Here is a 16,548-nt window from a genome sequence, read left to right on the forward strand (position 1 = left end):
GGGTTTTTTCGTCCGGGCTATCGGGCACAGTGAAGCTATGCTTGAAAGAGGAGCCTGAGATGAAAACATCCACGACGTTATATCAACAACCGTTGACCGATGAACAATGCTGGCAGGCTGTCTGCGCGCGTGATGCCAGCCACGACGGGCAATTTGTCTTCGCGGTACGAACCACCGGCATTTTTTGCCGCCCCTCCTGCCGTTCACGCCGGCCCCTGCGCGAGAATGTCGGTTTTTACCCCGATGCCGACACCGCGCAGGCTGCCGGGTTTCGCCCCTGCAAACGCTGTCAGCCTGAAAGAGCGGACCCGCAGCAGCAACGGATTGCAAAAGTGGAAAAGGCCTGTCGCTTGCTGGAACAGGAGGGGAGTGTGACCCTGGAAACCCTGGCGGATGCCGTCGCCATGAGCCCCTGGCATTTCCACCGGCTGTTTAAGTCCGTAACCGGCATGACGCCGAAAGCCTGGCAGCTTGCTTTTCGTGCGCAGCGTCTGCGCAACGCGCTTAATGAAAGCGCCACGATCACCGATGCGGTACTGGCGGCAGGGTTTCCCGATAACAGCAGCTACTATCGGCAGGCTGACGCCGCGCTGGGAATGACGGCGCGCCAGTATCGACGCGGCGGTGATGATACGGATGTCTGCTATGCCCTGAGTCATTGTTCTTTAGGGCATTGCCTGGTGGCGCAAAGTGAACGCGGGATCTGCGCCATTTTGCTGGCTGATAACGAGGACGCACTGCTGGAGGAACTGCGAAGTATCTTCCCCAGCGCCCGACGCGAGCAGGCAGATGAAAGGTTTGTTGAACAGGTTGAGGAGGTCGTGAGGCGCATTGATAATCCGGCTTCACCTTTTACCCTGCCTCTGGACTTGCGCGGTACGGCATTTCAGCTCCAGGTCTGGAACGCGCTGCGCGCCATTCCGGTGGGGGAAACCGTCAGTTATCAGTCGCTGGCAAACACCCTTGGTAAGCCGGGCGCGGTGCGTGCCGTCGCCCGCGCCTGTGCGGCGAACAAGCTTGCCATTGTGGTGCCTTGTCATCGGGTGGTTCGCTCCGATGGCGGGCTGTCCGGTTATCGTTGGGGGGCGACGCGTAAAGCCCGCCTTCTGCGGCAGGAATCAGAATCGAAGGAGACATAATGCTCGATTTATTTGCCGATGAAGAACCCTGGCAAGAACCTCTCGCCCCTGGCGCGGTGGTCCTGCGGCGTTTTGCGCTGGCAAAAGCACAGGCTTTACTGGCGGGCATTGAGGCAGTAACGCAGGTGTCGCCGCTGCGTCATATGGTAACGCCCGGCGGCTACACCATGTCGGTGGCGATGACCAACTGCGGCGAAGTGGGCTGGACGACCGACGCCAGAGGGTATCTCTATTCCGGGATTGATCCACAAACGGGCAATCCCTGGCCTGCTATCCCTGATGCTTTTGCGACGCTTTGCCATGATGCGGCGGTGGCGGCAGACTATGCGGATTTCAGACCGGATGCCTGCCTGATTAACCGTTATGTACCCGGTGCGAAACTCTCGTTGCATCAGGATAAAGACGAACCGGATTTACGTGCGCCTATCGTCTCTGTCTCGCTTGGCCTGCCGGCGGTGTTCCAGTTTGGTGGCCTTAAACGCAATGACCCCATACAACGTTTAATGCTTGAGCACGGTGACGTGGTGGTGTGGGGTGGGGCGTCACGACTGTTTTATCATGGCATTTTACCGCTTAAACCGGGGCATCATCCGGCGACCGGAGAGTGCCGTTTTAACCTCACTTTTCGGCGGGCAAGAAAGATTGAATAAAAATAAGAATTATTCTTGATGTAAACAATCAGCCGTTTAAACTGCTGGCTGTTTTGGTTGACCGGGTTTTGTGATGGAACTTCTCCTGCTGGTCTGGCGGCAGTACCGCTGGCCTTTTATCGCCGTTATCGCGCTAACGCTGCTTAGCGCCGCGCTGGGCATCGGGCTTATTGCCTTTATCAATCTCCGCCTGATTGAAACGGTGGATATGTCGCTGGCCGTGTTGCCGGAGTTCCTGGGCTTACTTCTGTTGCTGATGGCGGTGACGCTGGGGTCTCAACTGGCATTAACCACCCTCGGCCACCATTTTGTCTATCGCCTGCGCGGTGAGTTTATCAAGCGCATACTCGACACCCCTGTTGAGCGTATTGAAAAGCTTGGCAGTGCCACGCTGCTGGCCGGGCTGACCAGCGACGTGCGTAGTATTACCATTGCGTTTGTGCGTCTGCCGGAACTGGTGCAGGGGATTATTCTGACGATTGGCTCTTCGGCGTATCTGGCCTGGTTGTCCGGTAAAATGCTGGTCATCACCGCGCTGTGGATGGCACTGACTATCTGGGGTGGATTTATTCTGGTCTCCCGTGTTTATAAACATATGGCGACGCTGCGTGAAACCGAAGACAAGCTGTACAACGACTTTCAGACCGTACTGGAAGGGCGCAAAGAGCTGACCCTTAACCGCGAGCGTGCCGGGCATGTCTATAACAATCTGTATCTGCCGGATGCCCGAGAATATCGCCACCACATTATCCGTGCTGACACTTTCCACCTGAGCGCGGTGAACTGGTCGAATATCATGATGTTGGGGGCGATTGGCCTGGTGTTCTGGATGGCAAACAGTCTGGGCTGGGCAGATACCAATGTCGCGGCGACCTACTCATTGACACTTTTGTTCCTGCGCACCCCTCTGCTCTCAGCCATTGGCGCGCTGCCGACACTATTGAGCGCGCAGGTGGCGTTCAATAAACTTAAGCAGTTCTCGCTGGCGCCGTATCAGCCTGACTTCCCGCGACCACAGCTTTACCCGAACTGGGAAACGCTGGAATTGCGCGATGTCACTTTTACCTATCAGGACAAAACGTTTTCCGTGGGGCCGATTAACCTGACGCTCAGGCGCGGCGAACTGGTCTTCCTGATTGGCGGCAATGGCAGCGGTAAATCGACGCTGGCGATGTTGTTAACCGGGTTGTATGAACCGGTTTCTGGCGAAATTCTGCTGGACGGTAAGCCACTTGCGAAGGAAAAGCCGGAGGATTATCGCAAGCTGTTTTCCGCCGTGTTTACCGATGTCTGGCTTTTTGATCAACTGCTGGGCGCGGAGGGTCAACAGGCGGATCCGGCGCTGGTGGACCACTGGCTGCAAAAGCTGAAAATGGCGCACAAGCTGGAGCTCAAGGATGGCAAAATCCTCGATCTGAAACTGTCGAAAGGGCAGAAAAAGCGAGTTGCGCTACTGCTGGCACTGGCGGAAGAGCGCGATATTTTGCTGCTTGATGAGTGGGCTGCCGACCAGGATCCACACTTCCGTCGCGAGTTCTACCAGGTGCTGTTACCGCTAATGCAGGCGATGGGGAAAACCATTTTCGCCATCAGCCACGATGATCATTACTTTATCCATGCCGATCGTTTGCTGGAAATGCGTAACGGTCAATTAAGCGAACTGACCGGGGAGGAGCGTGAGCTCGCCTCCCGCGATGCGGTTGCCCGCACGGCTTGATGGTTAATTTTCGGGCGGAAACGCCCGGAAAATCAGCAAAATATCTCTCTTTTACCCATCTGTACGCACGGCTTATTAATATTTACATCACCTGCCGCTATGCTTAGACCTGTACGCCTTCATCTCATAAAGGTGAGTTACTACGCAGGGAACGTCCAATGTCTGTCAGCAAAAAAAGCAGTAGCAGATTACGCGATCAGGAACGTGCGCGTTTAATCTGGCTTCTCACCACCGAAAAATCGCTCACCGCAACGTTGCTTGGCGAGTTAACTCTGGCGGAACAGTTTGACGCCGATAAGCTCAGCAGTGACATGGCTGAGGTCAACGCATTGGTGGCGCATTTACCGGCGCCGGATTTAGCCGATACCCTCGAAGGGTTGCCGATAGACGGGCGTCTTGCTCTGTGGCGACTGGTAGAAGATGACAAACGTGGCAAAGTCTTGCTGGAAGCGTCGGAAAACGTCTGGGAAGACCTGATTGATGGAATGAGTGATAAAGCGTTGCTGGATGCATTGCAAACGCTGGATATCGACGACCAAATCTGGCTGGTGCAGCATCTGCCGCGTAATCTGACCGGGCGTCTGCTGGCAACACTGCCGGCAACCGATCGCGCCCGGGTACGCCAGGTGATGCGCTACGGCAAAGACTGCGTTGCGGCGATCATGGAATTTGAAGTGATCACCGTGCGTCCGAATTTGACGCTGGCCACCGTACAACGCTATTTACGCAGGCTGGGCAAGATGCCGGAAAACACCGACAAACTCTTTGTCACCGGACGTGACGGCATACTGCTTGGCGAGCTGGCGCTGCAAACCATCTTACTGAAAGGCAGTGCCTGCCGGGTAGGTGAGGTGATGAATGACGATCCGGTCACCTTTTCGCCTGATGAACAGGCGCAAGACGCGGCGCATACCTTTGAACGCGATGACCTAATTAGCGCGGCTGTTACCGATACCGACGGCAAATTAATTGGCCGCCTTACCATCGACGACATCGTGGATGTGGTTTACGAAGAGACTGACAACGATTTGCGTCAGATGGGCGGTCTGAGTGCCGAAGAGGATGTCTTTGCGCCGGTGACCCGTGCGGTGAAAAACCGCTGGGCATGGCTGGCGATTAATCTGTGCACGGCATTTATTGCTTCACGGGTGATTGACGGTTTTGAACACACCATTTCACAGTTGGTAGCGCTGGCCGCGTTGATGCCTATTGTTGCCGGTATCGGCGGAAACACCGGTAATCAGACCATCACAATGATTGTTCGCGCCCTGGCGTTGCAGACCATTCAGCCGGGCAATTTTCGCTTTTTAGTCTTGCGTGAAATGGGTGTGGCGTTGGTGAATGGTCTGGTGTGGGGAGGGATCATGGGGGGCGTTACCTGGCTACTCTATGATGATGCTGCGCTGGGTGGCGTGATGACGCTGGCGATGGTGCTCAACTTGCTGATGGCGGCATTGATGGGCGTGCTTATCCCAATGACAATGGTGCGTTTCGGGCGTGACCCGGCGGTCGGCTCGAGCGTGATGATCACGGCGATTACCGATACCGGGGGCTTTTTTATTTTTCTTGGGCTGGCGACGATTTTTCTGCTGTAGCGCCACGCGCGTTATGTAAACGTGCAGGAAGGAGAGCCATCGCAATCATCCCTGCCAGTACGCCAATCGCCAGATTGCCGGTACTGATGGTTGCCGCAACGGTGACGATCATCACCACGGTTTCGGCAATCGGCGCGCGTTGCAGCGTTGCCGGATAGAGGCTATGCCAGCTAAAGGTTTTACAGGCGACAATGGTCATAATGCCCGCCAGGACCACCATCGGAATTTCCGCCATTACCTCGCTCAGTGCCGTCACCAGCAATAAGAGCACCAGCCCCGCCACGATGGTGGATACGCGGCTGCGTCCTTTGCCCATTTCCACATTGACGATGGTCTGCCCAATCATTGCGCAACCTGCGATACCGCCGTAAAAACCCGCGAGGATATTGGCGATCCCCAGCCCGGCGCTTTCCCGGCTTTTGCTGGATGGCGTATGGGTTAAATCATCCACCAGACGTGCGGTCAACAATGATTCCAACAGGCCAACAAAGGCGATACTGAGCGCGCAGGGCCAGATAATGCCGAGGGTGGCGAGGTTAAAAGGTACCCGCCATTCGGTGAAGCCAGGCAGGCCGCCTTGCATAGGACCTTCGTCGCCCACGGTAGGTAGCGTTTGTCCGGTGAGGACGGTAAATAACGTCAGCACCACGATGGCCACCAGCGGTGCGGGCACGCTTTTCACCCAGCGTGGCCACCACAGGACAATCAGCACTGTCAGGACGAAGAGCGCGAGGATCAGCGGTTCGCGGCTCCAGAAATGGGGCACCTGGGCGAAGAAAATCAAAATACCCAGCGCATTCACAAAGCCTGTCATCACTGCTTGTGGCACGAAGCGCATCAGACGCGCCATTCGCGTTAAGCCAAAGATAATTTGTATAACGCCTGCAAGCACGACAGCGGGCAGAATGTATTTCACGCCGTGTTGGTGCACCATCGGGCCAATCACCAGCGCAACTGAACCGGCCGCTGCGGTTACCATCGCGGGTCGCCCGCCCAGCAACGACATGCTGATGCACAGCACCACGGAGGCCAGCAGGCTGACTTTGGGATCGACGCCCGCGATCACCGAGAAGGAGATCACTTCCGGAATCAACGCCAGCGCGGTAATCACACCCGCCAGCGCTTCGCGTGTCATCAATTGAGGGGAGCGCAGCACATGGCTAACCCGACCCGTTGGGGAGAATAATTTTTCAGTCATAACTTTTTGCAGGGGTGATTAACGACAGGCATCAATAAATGGATGGGATGTCATGTGTTTGACAAAGCGGAGAATACTACTGTTTCTTAGCAAAAGTTGCCAGTAAACATGGTTATTTTTAATGCAATTATTAAACTTATTAATAACATTTATGCAATGACTATTTAATGTTTAAACATTATTTAAATCCTCTTTCCCCCGTGCTAGGTTAGATACGCTAACGAAGTTACCCGCGATAACTGCTAATAAAGCAGCACTAAAAGTAAGGCATTAACATTATGAAAAGAATGACTGCCAGACTGTTTTCGATGGCTGTCGGGCTTAATGCTGTCTCCGCGGCAGCAAAAGCTAACGCATCGAAAGAGCAGGAAACGGATGTGCTTTTAATCGGTGGTGGGATCATGAGCGCCACGTTGGGAACCTACCTCCAGGAGCTGGAGCCCAACTGGTCGATCACCATGGTGGAACGGCTGGACGCGCTGGCGCAAGAGAGCTCCAACGGCTGGAATAATGCCGGTACGGGGCACGCCGCCTTGATGGAACTGAACTACACCCCGCAAAACCAGGATGGAACAATCAGCATCAAAAAGGCGATTGAGATTAACGAAGCGTTTCGTATCTCTCGTCAGTTCTGGGCGCATCAGGTGGAAACCGGTGTGCTGAGCGAACCGCGCTCATTCATTAATACCGTCCCGCATATGAGTCTGGTGTGGGGCGATGACAACGTTAACTTCCTGCGTGCCCGCTACAAAGCGTTGCAGCAAAGTACGTTATTCCGTGGCATGCGCTATACGGAAAACCACGAGCAGATCCGCGCGTGGGCGCCGCTGGTAATGGAAGGGCGCGACCCGCAGCAGAAAGTGGCGGCGACGCGGACGGAAATCGGTACCGATGTGAATTTCGGCGAGATTACCCGCCAACTGATTCATTCCTTACAGCGTAAAGACAACTTCTCGCTGAAACTGGGCAGTGAAGTCCGCAGCATCAAACGCAATGCGGATAACACCTGGAATGTGACCATTGCCAGCCTGAAAAACAGCGGCGTCGATCAGGTTATCAAGGCCAAATTTATCTTTATTGGCGCCGGTGGCGCCGCGCTGAAACTATTGCAGGAATCCGGTATCCCGGAAGCGGCGGAATACGCGGGCTTCCCGGTCGGCGGCCAGTTCCTGGTCTCCGAAAACCCTGACGTGGTGAATAGCCATCTGGCGAAGGTCTACGGTCAGGCGACAGTGGGCGCGCCGCCGATGTCGGTACCGCATATCGATACGCGTATCATTGATGGCAAACGCGTGCTGCTGTTTGGACCGTTCGCCACCTTCTCAACGCGCTTTTTGAAAAATGGCTCGCTGTGGGATCTGCTGCGCTCAACTAACAGCTCTAACTTCCTGCCTATGTTAAGCGTCGGGATGACCAATTTCAGCCTGGTGAAATACCTGATGAACCAGGTGCTGCAAAACGACGACGATCGTTTTGATGCCCTGTGCGAGTACTATCCGCTGGCTAAAAAAGAGGACTGGCGTTTGTGGCAGGCCGGGCAGCGCGTGCAGATCATCAAACGCAATGCGAAGAAATTGGGCGAACTTCGTCTGGGCACCGAAGTGGTGAGCGACAAAGAGGGCACTATCGCTGCGCTGTTGGGCGCATCGCCGGGCGCGTCCACCGCCGCGCCGATCATGCTGGAACTGATGCAGAAGGTCTTCCCGGAAAAAGTCGCTTCTCCTGAGTGGCAGGCGAAACTCAAAGAGATCATTCCGTTCCTCGGCGTGAAGCTTGACGGCAACGTTGAAGCCTCGGATGAAGAGTTGCATTACACCAGTCGCGTGCTGGGGCTGAAATGCGACGAATCGCCGCTGGCGGATGCTACGCCCCCGGTACGAAAACCCTCGCATGTTGTGCCGGCGGAGAATGAACCCGCGGCGGATATTGCGCTCTAATCGAGAAACCTGCTTCGGCAGGTTTTTTTGTCGTAACGTTTGCCGCTGTGCTTGTTGGCTGTGCTACGCCACAACCCACCATCCCTTATGTCAATTATTAACGCATTGCTCTTGCCGATGTCGCGGCAAACAAATGTGTCTCGCCTGGCTTTCTGGATTATCAGATTGCTGCAGCAGCGAAAAATTACGCAGCGCGCGATTTAAATAGCTGGACTTATGACCCGGTGTTTTATCAGACCACATTCAATGAAATGTCAGCAGCGGCAGAAAAAACGCCACCGACAAAAGCGCAGTGCGATAGCTTTGCCGTCGCCATTGTTCAACGTCAGCAGCAAGAACAGCATAATTATCAGCAGCAACAACAGGCGCTCAGTCAGTCATTGCAAACTCTCCATAATCGATGCCGAAAACCACCTACTGCAATAAAATTGGCTGGCAAACGGTGTGCAACACCTACTGATTTTATCGCCAGTAGCGCCGGGCAGAGGAGTACCCGATACCTTATCGGTGGATAAGCTGTTCCGCCGGCAACAGCAGCAAAATCACAACCATCATTACCTCTGAAATCCTACTGACCACCTTTGCTGCCTGCGGTCGGATAGCGGTCTTGATAGTTGCTGTTTTGGTCGATATTTTGCTGACCTTCCGGGCGCAAAAATAACGCGTCAGCCGCCTTCTTTTTCTGCCATAAAATATCTGAACGGCATGTGGTTAAGATTAATCTGAGTCATTGCTGAATGTTTGTTTCTATTGTTACGCAGCTAAAAAGTTAGGTTTATTATTAGCTTCTTCCTTAATAAGGGCGCATGTTTATTAACATCATTGCGGAGCAAAGAATGGGACTTCCGGTATCTGGTGTGGCTTCGACTTATTCAGATTTCTTTCTCAATAAAATGACTGCGAGCGGCGATCTTTACACCCATACGGCGTATACCGCCGCTTTATTGCCACGTGAACGCTGGCATGCCGTACCGCTTGGCACAAAACTAAAACTGACATACCAGGGGCGGTCAGTCATCGTCAAAGTGAATGATCGTGGGGCTGGCGATGGTTCAATGGCGCGTGTCCTTGATTTAAGTCGAGCTGCGTTTGCTTATCTGAGTGGCCGGCCGATCAATGCTATTACCGATAAAACGGCAGGCTTGATTACCTTACAATCCATCATCGTTGTGCCAGCCAGTACGCTACAGGGACCTGTAACCCCATGAAGACTCTATTTGCTATTCCTTTTTTTGCCCTGGGTTTTATCACCAGTGTTGCCGTGCAGGCAGCGGAAAACAAAACGCCTGATGCGATTAATCGCATCATGGCGGAACCGGTACGTAATTTGAGTCTCATGGATGCCGATCCTCAGGGGGCATTGCGCTGGGTCGTCTGGCAGGAAGGGCGGGCAGATTCCAGCGTTTCTTACCTGGCGTTATTCAAGCAGGATAAAGGGGCTGCCTCATCGGTGTGGTCAACAAGCTGGCCGGACGCCTGGTCACCTGCGTTGCAACCTCTGCCTGAATGGCGCTGGCAAGGAAATGCTCTTGTGGCCGTGACGCTTCAATTTGGTGCCGCCGCCGGGCAAGTTGAACTGTATGGACTGGATACACAAAACCGACCAATAAAACTGGCAGAAAAGACGGCTGCCAGCGTCAGTTGGAAAATCAATGAATCCGGTCAGCGATTGTTAGTCCTTTATGAACCTAAACCGACAGCGCTCAAAGCGAGCTGTTATGGCTGGCGGGAAAACACCAACAAATTGATGCCTCAGTCTTGTAATTGACAGGGACAGGTCTTTCGGTACTCATTTCTGCTCGGGGTTATCGTCGGTATTCGATAAAAGATCGTTCAGTGTTTCGAAATCAATTTCTGATTCAGCGTCATCCAGCAACTGGGTGACGGAAAGCAGATCGGTAAATTCACTGAGCAGCATTTCGGCGTCGGATTTAAGCGGCGTGTCGGAGACATCCACCGCCGTGTTGATGGCTTTCTTTACGTTTTCAATAATCTCGCGGACGCCGCCGTTTTTCCCCAGCGTCAGCACCAGGGCGCTAAGTAACAGTGACTGTGCCTCTACGCGAGCAGTCAGCTGTTTCGCCTCCGCATCCATCTTTGAAATCTTTGCGATCATACTGATAATGACGTTTTTCATGTGATTCCCTGCCTTTGATCCGCATGAGTCTTGGCTATCTACAAGAAGTAAGCATGGCGTTATGTAAGCCTAAATGAGCTTAGGATATTTCACGCGTTGAAAAATGCTGGGCCGGGCACAGATGTGAAAAGATCTGTATCAGGAATCAGGCGAAAACCACTCTGGCATCTGATCACAAACGCGTTATCCGCACTGTTTTTCATCGATAAGGGGAGAGCACGCTAAAGACGTGAGAGTATTGCGGGCATTAAAAAACCCGCAAACTCAGAGAGATTGCGGGTTCTTAAGGGGTAACCGATCGCGTAAAAGCTTACCGGTGAAATATTTGGTCGGCACGAGAGGGAACGCTTTTATGAGTTAACCTTTTAATTTTTAATTAAAAATTTTTTTTTATGCCTTATGCCTTATGCCTTGCCTGAAATAGAAAATTACAAGCATCGTCTGACACAGGTACTGAAAATTTTGTTTCACCCAAAAACTACGATGCCTATACCCCCTCAGAACAATGTCATAGGGTTATAGGCATTAAGCTATTATTTGTTTTTAACTTACGTTGCTCATCGAGAAAGTAGAACTCTGCTTTCTGAACAATCGATCCAGAAGATGTGTCCATGGATGATCGACAAAAGAAGCAAACATATAAGAAAGTATAAGAGTAGATGTAATATATAAGAAGAATGTTATGGATAGGGAACCTGTTTTAAGGAAAACAAATGAAGCAATGCTATTGATAGTTAAGAAGTGTATCAGGTATAAACCAAAAGAAATATCGCCAAGTTTTATAAAAACGGGGTTTGAAAAAATCTTAGCAACGAAATTGTTCATCGATACACTAGCTAATAATAAAAATGCAGCAATGGGATACGCGGTGTTGATTGAAAATGGCATAAGAATTGGTGGAAGAGTTAACGCTGCCATTGATAAGGCTAGAATAAGAAAAGTGATACTTACCAACAAAGGAAGGTTGCGGTGCTTGCTTATAATCAAGCCAAGCGCTGCTCCAAGCATAAATTCAAAGTAGTGTGTATTGTAGGAAAAAAACAATAGCACTGCTAAGGAAAAAACTTGAGCATAAAAGTTAATGAACTTACATCCAATTGCAAAAGCAATAACAATAATTACTGCGAATAACTCATACGATATCGTCCATAAATTGGAGTTATATGTGAGAGTTGGATCAAAAGATACGAAGTCTGTCCAGATAGATTCAATAATAGCAAGTTTGAGGTCTGGCTGAAATGTATACCACCTGGCAAGCCAATCTGAGTGAGTTGCAACAGATGCTTCTGCGTTATAGAAAAGACCAAATCTGTGAATTAAATATGCAAAAAGACATACGCACATAATAGGGATACTTAATCTTAAAAAGCGCTTTACGGAAGCGTTTACTCCTTTTATAAATGAAGATAAATAAAATTTCTTAAAGAATATATAACCACTTAAAACAAAAAATAAAGCTACAGCAAAATGACCATTCCACATTGAACTTAGAAGAGAATGGTTTATCGGTTTTTCATAGGAGATGAACTGGTTATCAAAAGATCTAAAAAAATGCAATAGCGCTACAGATACAGCAGCGATACCCCTAATGCCATCAAGGTGTAAATTCCTTCCACCAGGAGCAACAGAGGTTGTTAGATTATTTTTTTGTGGATTCATTAACTATTGTTCCGATTTAGCTACATTCTAAATTAACTTTAACATTAGCAGCATGTTTCCGTCGACACTTATGCCTGACTTACTCTCAATTATTAACATACCGCATTGTTAAAAAAATGTTCATCAGCAATCTGAAGTTATACCCATGAAGAAGCCTTTTCCGACGAACAGATTATCAGTATCTTCCTCGAGGCCGAAGCAAGTGCTTCTGCCTGTGAGTTTTGCTGTAAAAATGACATACATCATCTTCTATATATGTTGGTAGGTGGAAACACCATTTATCTTTGTGCCTCTGAACGGGAGCGCAGAAAACGAGGGGTCTGCAGAAGAGTTACCAGCAGTTACGTTGAGTCGTAATCATCTCATTCGTCAGCGGACTTGATTTGAACTTTATGTTAGCAACCCGTAATTCGCGAAACTGATGGGGCACTCCTTCATAATAAAGTGGTTGGCTGGTATCAATGGCCTGGTTTTTAACCAATTGTTTTATTATCACCAAATTTCAGAAATAAAAAAAACCAACCGTAAAAGGTTGGTTTTTTTAGGGAAATTTGGTCGGCACGAGAGGATTTGAACCTCCGACCCCTGACACCCCATGACAGTGCGCTACCAGGCTGCGCTACGTGCCGATTTGTGGCGGTAATAGTACCCTTTTCACCGCTGATTGCAAGTGAGGGCAGAGCTAACTGATTCATAAATAATCAATCAGTTAGCGATAAACCGTTTTTCATCTGTCAGGACCTGTAGCAGCAAACTCAATTGCGGTTTCTGATCCTGAACCTTTTCACCCTGCGGATTCCAGGTCTGATAGCTGCCGTTCTGATTGAGCACCAGCGTCATCTGTGGCGTCGTAATCGCCAGCGCATCGCCGCTTGCTGCGGTGACCCAGGTATGGCGTCGCGTTGCGTTAAACAGATCCTGGCCCTGCGAATACTCGTTTGCTGGCGTACTGACATGTAACAGGCGCTGCATCAGCGTCGTCATCACGTCTTTATGATCGGTCAGCTTGTTGATGCGCTGTGCAGGTGTGCCCGGCCAGTGAATCACCAGCGGCACATGCAGATTATCGCGCGACCAGGCAAAGTCAGTGGCTGACCGATCGGCAGGCATGCCGTGACCCGCGGTGATGATCACAACCGTATCATCCAGCTTGCCCGATTCGCGCAGTGCATCCAGTAAACGGTTGATCTGCGTATCGACATCGGTAACGGCGCGACCATAGCGACGGGCAAAATTCTGCTGATTGCTGTCTGGCTGGTTGGTGCCGTTCAACGCCACCCAGGAGAACCAGCGGTTATCGTCTTGAGCATAATGACCCAGCCAGTCAATCCATTGATCGGCGGTCTGCGCGTCTGTCTGCGTTTTTGCTGCAGGCAGCGAGAAATCCGAAAGCAGTGCCTGACGATACAACGCGCTACTGAACCCGTCAGAAGAGAACAAACCTAACTGATAACCTTGCTGATTGAGCGCAGAGATCAGTGCAGCAGGCACGCGTGCCGACAGTACCCCGTCCATATAGCTCGGCGAAATACCGTAAAACAGGCCAAAATAGCCGCTGTCCGCCGTGTTGCCAGAACTCATGTGCTGCGTGAAGGTCACGTTCTGTTGCGCAAAGGCGGCAAGTGCCGGCATCTGTTTTTCGTAACCTGAATAATTCAGGCCATCAACGGTAATCAGCAGAACGTTTTGCCCGGGCCCCATATCCAGATAGCGCAGATCGCTCAATGGATACTGTACCGAAACGGCTTCCGGGCTACCCTGTTCAATCAGGCGACGCTGATAATCCTGCGCATCCAGCAGGCCATGTTTCTCCAGGAAGCGGCGTGCCGTCATCGGGTAGGAGAGAGGCAGGTTCGCCCGCTGCATGGTGATAGGGCGATAGAAGTTGGCGTCCGCCCAGATATACATAACGTGGGTGGCAATAAAGGCTACGAAAAAGAACCCTGCCACGGGTTTTGCAAAGCGCCGCCGCCGGCTCAGACTGCGAAGTTTTTGCCAGCTCCAGGTGGCGAACAGCATCTCAATGAGCAGGATAACCGGCACACCGATAAACATGAGCTGCCAGTCACGCGCCGTCTCATTCTGATCGGGGTTGATCACCAGTTCCCAGACGATGGGATTGAGATGCAGGTGAAAACGGGTAAAAACTTCGCTGTCGATAAGTAACAGCGTCATGCCCGTGGTCGCCAGAATAACGGACAGAGACCGCATCAGGCGTTGGGACATCACCACAAAGGTGAGGGGGAATAAAATCAGCAGGTAGTTGGCGAACACCAGAAAGCTGAAATGACCGACCACGCTCAGGTAAGAGTAAATCCGCCCGGCAAGCGTTGTCGGCCAGTCGGCGACAAACAGGTAGCGACTACCGACCACAATGGACAATAAAATATTGAACAGGGCGAACCAGTGCCCCCAGCTTACCATCTGGGAGACTTTTTCACGGTAGGGCTGACGATGAGTCACCATAACTTGTCGCTGTTTACCTTAATGCGCTTTATCGTCATTAACGGACGACTGCAATGCCTGGGCGAAAGATTTTGCGATGGCCTGGCGTTGAGCAGGGGCGATGCTGGTATTGATCAAGTTCGTCACCATGTTCCCCAGAACCATCAGGGAAAGGTCGGTCGGAGACTTGTGTTTTTCCAGCACGTTGGCCAGCTCACTTAGCAGTTGTTCAACGTGTTCATCACTATAGCGGGAAATTTGTGGCATAAATCGAAATCAGTTATTCATAAAGGGCAACATATTACCGTAGCAACAGCTTTTTTTCTGCTTTTTTATCAGCAGTTGCACAGTTGCTTGCGTGGTGGTTGAATACCGCCCGGTCTAAAAGGAGAGTTTATCATGAGTCTGGACATCAACCAGATTGCCCTGCACCAGCTTATCAAACGCGATGAGCAAAACCTTGAGCTGGTGTTGCGCGAATCTTTGCTGGAACCGACTGCTCCCGTTGAGGAGATGGTCGCCGAGTTACACCGGGTTTACAGCGCGAAAAGTAAAGCCTACGGCCTGTTTAACGACGACAGCGAACTGGCGCAGGCATTACGCCTCCAGCGTCAGGGCGAGGAAGATTTTCTCGCGTTCAGCCGTGCGGCAACGGGGCGCTTACGTGATGAACTGGCAAAATATCCCTTTGCGGACGGCGGCATTGTGCTGTTCTGCCACTATCGCTATCTGGCAGTGGAATACCTGCTGGTCGCGGTGCTCAATAACTTAAGCAGTATGCGTGTTAATGAGCAACTGGACATCAGCGCGACGCATTATCTCGACATTAACCATGCGGATATCGTGGCGCGTGTGGATTTAACCGAGTGGGAAACTAACCCGGAATCGACGCGTTATTTAACCTTCCTCAGAGGGCGCGTTGGGCGCAAGGTCTCTGACTTTTTCATGGATTTCCTCGGTGCAACCGAAGGATTAAACGCCAAAGCGCAGAACCGCGGATTGTTGCAGGCGGTGGATGACTTTACCGCCCAGGCGCAGCTCGATAAATCAGAGCGCCAGGATGTTCGCCAGCAGGTCTACACCTACTGTAATGAACAGTTGCAGGCAGGCGAAGAGATTGAACTGGCGTCACTGTCAAAAGAGCTGGCGGGCGTGAGCGAAGTGAGCTTTGAAGAGTTTACCGCCGGGCAGGGCTATGAGCTGGAAGAGAGCTTTCCGGCGGATCGCAGTACATTGCGCCAGTTAACTAAATATGCGGGTAGCGGCGGCGGGTTAACCATTAACTTTGATGCCTTGCTGTTGGGCGAGCGTATTTTTTGGGATCCGGCCACGGATACGTTGACCATTAAGGGCACACCGCCGAATCTGCGCGATCAACTGCAACGCAGAACCGGTGGCAACTGACCGCACTGTGGCATAAAGGAATACGCCAGAAATTCCCCGTCGATGTTGCATTGCTGCGACGGGCCTCAAGGGCTGGTTCGACTTTACAGTTTGATGGCCAGACCAGGCAGGGTACGGATCTGATGAGCACCGAAAAGGTGCTTGATGCCTTGAGTGAGGGGCAAATCATCCCGATACGCATTTTGCCGCGAACGGGGAGGCCGTATCGAGTTTGATGAGACATAAAAAAACCCCGCAGAGCGGGGTTTTTTCAACTTGTCAGCGATTACGCGCGAACGAAGTCGATGTGAGACAGTTTCGGTTTGTAAGCGTGACGCTGTACAGCCTGAACTTTCACTTTTACTTCTTTGCCATCGATAACCAGAGTCTGAACTTCATCATAGAATTCAGCTTTAGACTGGATGTTCCACAGCTGGTCGTGGTCCAGTTCGATAGCAACCGGAGCTTCTTTCCCACCGTAAACGATAGCCGGGAATTTGTTAGCTGCGCGCAGGCGGCGGCTCGCACCCTTACCCTGCTCTTTACGTACTTCTGCGTTGATAGTAAACATGTCAATTTCTCTTAAATAGTTCCTGCTACAGGCGACCCAGCAACAGGCAAGTGATCTGCTTTGCGGATGCAAAAGCGGGCGGATTATACCCATATCCCCCCTCTGTTACAAGTCGGA

15 protein-coding genes and 1 tRNA gene are annotated in these 16,548 nt (G+C 51.6%); 9 read left to right on the forward strand and 7 right to left on the reverse strand.

What is annotated here, in order from left to right; genetic code table 11:
• The first annotated feature begins 59 nt into the window (after positions 1-59).
• The 4 genes from ada (at position 60) to mgtE (ending at position 5,101) form a co-directional block, all read left to right on the forward strand.
• A complete protein-coding gene (gene ada / locus C5523_RS08465; protein ID WP_071195663.1) occupies positions 60-1,139 on the forward strand; it encodes a bifunctional DNA-binding transcriptional regulator/O6-methylguanine-DNA methyltransferase Ada in 1,080 nt (359 codons plus the stop codon).
• Positions 1,139-1,789 (forward strand): DNA oxidative demethylase AlkB, encoded by a 651-nt coding sequence (gene alkB / locus C5523_RS08470; RefSeq protein WP_071195664.1) that lies wholly within the window; start codon positions 1,139-1,141, stop codon positions 1,787-1,789. The genes ada and alkB overlap by 1 nt, the downstream gene beginning before the upstream one ends.
• A gap of 73 nt (positions 1,790-1,862) precedes the next feature.
• A complete protein-coding gene (locus C5523_RS08475) occupies positions 1,863-3,506 on the forward strand; it encodes a multidrug ABC transporter permease/ATP-binding protein (protein ID WP_071195665.1) in 1,644 nt (547 codons plus the stop codon).
• Positions 3,507-3,664: 158 nt separating this feature from the next.
• The gene (gene mgtE, locus C5523_RS08480) at positions 3,665-5,101 is read left to right on the forward strand and encodes a magnesium transporter (RefSeq protein ID WP_071195666.1); all 1,437 of its coding nucleotides are present in this window, start codon (positions 3,665-3,667) and stop codon (positions 5,099-5,101) included.
• Here the strand turns inward: mgtE and C5523_RS08485 are convergent.
• The gene (locus C5523_RS08485; protein ID WP_071195667.1) at positions 5,064-6,299 is read right to left on the reverse strand and encodes a SulP family inorganic anion transporter; all 1,236 of its coding nucleotides are present in this window, start codon (positions 6,297-6,299) and stop codon (positions 5,064-5,066) included. The two genes, mgtE and C5523_RS08485, sit on opposite strands and share 38 nt — an antisense overlap.
• A 278-nt stretch (positions 6,300-6,577) precedes the next feature.
• On the opposite strand from C5523_RS08485, the gene mqo reads away from it, so the two are divergent.
• From mqo to C5523_RS08500, 4 genes are all read left to right on the forward strand, one after another.
• A complete protein-coding gene (gene mqo, locus C5523_RS08490; protein WP_039079932.1) occupies positions 6,578-8,236 on the forward strand; it encodes a malate dehydrogenase (quinone) in 1,659 nt (552 codons plus the stop codon).
• A gap of 224 nt (positions 8,237-8,460) precedes the next feature.
• A complete protein-coding gene (locus C5523_RS27240) occupies positions 8,461-8,751 on the forward strand; it encodes a hypothetical protein (protein WP_146194775.1) in 291 nt (96 codons plus the stop codon).
• 291 nt (positions 8,752-9,042) lie between these two features.
• Positions 9,043-9,444: a septal ring lytic transglycosylase RlpA family protein gene (locus tag C5523_RS08495; RefSeq protein ID WP_079496270.1), complete on the forward strand. Its 402-nt coding sequence runs from the start codon at positions 9,043-9,045 to the stop codon at positions 9,442-9,444.
• The gene (locus C5523_RS08500) at positions 9,441-10,004 is read left to right on the forward strand and encodes a hypothetical protein (RefSeq protein WP_071195668.1); all 564 of its coding nucleotides are present in this window, start codon (positions 9,441-9,443) and stop codon (positions 10,002-10,004) included. The genes C5523_RS08495 and C5523_RS08500 overlap by 4 nt, the downstream gene beginning before the upstream one ends.
• 21 nt (positions 10,005-10,025) lie before the next feature.
• Here the strand turns inward: C5523_RS08500 and iraP are convergent, their stop codons facing one another.
• The 5 genes from iraP to C5523_RS08525 form a co-directional block, all read right to left on the reverse strand.
• Positions 10,026-10,373: an anti-adapter protein IraP gene (gene iraP / locus C5523_RS08505; protein WP_039079935.1), complete on the reverse strand. Its 348-nt coding sequence runs from the start codon at positions 10,371-10,373 to the stop codon at positions 10,026-10,028.
• A 543-nt stretch (positions 10,374-10,916) separates the two neighbouring features.
• The gene (locus C5523_RS08510) at positions 10,917-12,032 is read right to left on the reverse strand and encodes an acyltransferase (protein ID WP_108700935.1); all 1,116 of its coding nucleotides are present in this window, start codon (positions 12,030-12,032) and stop codon (positions 10,917-10,919) included.
• 552 nt (positions 12,033-12,584) lie between these two features.
• Positions 12,585-12,661: transfer RNA gene (locus C5523_RS08515), tRNA-Pro, on the reverse strand.
• A gap of 76 nt (positions 12,662-12,737) precedes the next feature.
• The gene (gene yejM, locus C5523_RS08520) at positions 12,738-14,498 is read right to left on the reverse strand and encodes an LPS biosynthesis-modulating metalloenzyme YejM (RefSeq protein WP_108700936.1); all 1,761 of its coding nucleotides are present in this window, start codon (positions 14,496-14,498) and stop codon (positions 12,738-12,740) included.
• Positions 14,499-14,516: 18 nt separating this feature from the next.
• A complete protein-coding gene (locus tag C5523_RS08525) occupies positions 14,517-14,744 on the reverse strand; it encodes a YejL family protein (RefSeq protein WP_039079937.1) in 228 nt (75 codons plus the stop codon).
• A gap of 132 nt (positions 14,745-14,876) precedes the next feature.
• On the opposite strand from C5523_RS08525, the gene yejK reads away from it, so the two are divergent.
• On the forward strand, positions 14,877-15,881 hold the full coding sequence (gene yejK / locus C5523_RS08530) for a nucleoid-associated protein YejK (RefSeq protein WP_039079938.1): 1,005 nt from the start codon (positions 14,877-14,879) through the stop codon (positions 15,879-15,881).
• 265 nt (positions 15,882-16,146) lie between these two features.
• Here yejK and rplY read toward each other — a convergent pair whose 3' ends face one another.
• Positions 16,147-16,431, reverse strand: coding sequence for a 50S ribosomal protein L25 (gene rplY / locus C5523_RS08535; RefSeq protein ID WP_039079939.1), 285 nt, complete (start codon positions 16,429-16,431; stop codon positions 16,147-16,149).
• Between the last annotated feature and the right edge of the window lie 117 nt (positions 16,432-16,548).

This window comes from Phytobacter sp. SCO41, from assembly GCF_003073275.1.
GTDB lineage: Bacteria > Pseudomonadota > Gammaproteobacteria > Enterobacterales > Enterobacteriaceae > Phytobacter > Phytobacter diazotrophicus.

Excerpts from the sequence above, each read along its gene's own strand:
- ada (WP_071195663.1), top strand. The coding sequence starts at position 60 with ATGAAAACATCCACGACGTTATATCAACAACCGTTGACCGATGAACAA.
- alkB (WP_071195664.1), top strand. The coding sequence starts at position 1,139 with ATGCTCGATTTATTTGCCGATGAAGAACCCTGGCAAGAACCTCTCGCC.
- C5523_RS08475 (WP_071195665.1), top strand. The coding sequence starts at position 1,863 with ATGGAACTTCTCCTGCTGGTCTGGCGGCAGTACCGCTGGCCTTTTATC.
- mgtE (WP_071195666.1), top strand. The coding sequence starts at position 3,665 with ATGTCTGTCAGCAAAAAAAGCAGTAGCAGATTACGCGATCAGGAACGT.
- C5523_RS08485 (WP_071195667.1), bottom strand. The coding sequence starts at position 6,299 with ATGACTGAAAAATTATTCTCCCCAACGGGTCGGGTTAGCCATGTGCTG.
- mqo (WP_039079932.1), top strand. The coding sequence starts at position 6,578 with ATGAAAAGAATGACTGCCAGACTGTTTTCGATGGCTGTCGGGCTTAAT.
- C5523_RS08495 (WP_079496270.1), top strand. The coding sequence starts at position 9,043 with ATGTTTATTAACATCATTGCGGAGCAAAGAATGGGACTTCCGGTATCT.
- C5523_RS08500 (WP_071195668.1), top strand. The coding sequence starts at position 9,441 with ATGAAGACTCTATTTGCTATTCCTTTTTTTGCCCTGGGTTTTATCACC.
- iraP (WP_039079935.1), bottom strand. The coding sequence starts at position 10,373 with ATGAAAAACGTCATTATCAGTATGATCGCAAAGATTTCAAAGATGGAT.
- C5523_RS08510 (WP_108700935.1), bottom strand. The coding sequence starts at position 12,032 with ATGAATCCACAAAAAAATAATCTAACAACCTCTGTTGCTCCTGGTGGA.
- yejM (WP_108700936.1), bottom strand. The coding sequence starts at position 14,498 with ATGGTGACTCATCGTCAGCCCTACCGTGAAAAAGTCTCCCAGATGGTA.
- C5523_RS08525 (WP_039079937.1), bottom strand. The coding sequence starts at position 14,744 with ATGCCACAAATTTCCCGCTATAGTGATGAACACGTTGAACAACTGCTA.
- yejK (WP_039079938.1), top strand. The coding sequence starts at position 14,877 with ATGAGTCTGGACATCAACCAGATTGCCCTGCACCAGCTTATCAAACGC.
- rplY (WP_039079939.1), bottom strand. The coding sequence starts at position 16,431 with ATGTTTACTATCAACGCAGAAGTACGTAAAGAGCAGGGTAAGGGTGCG.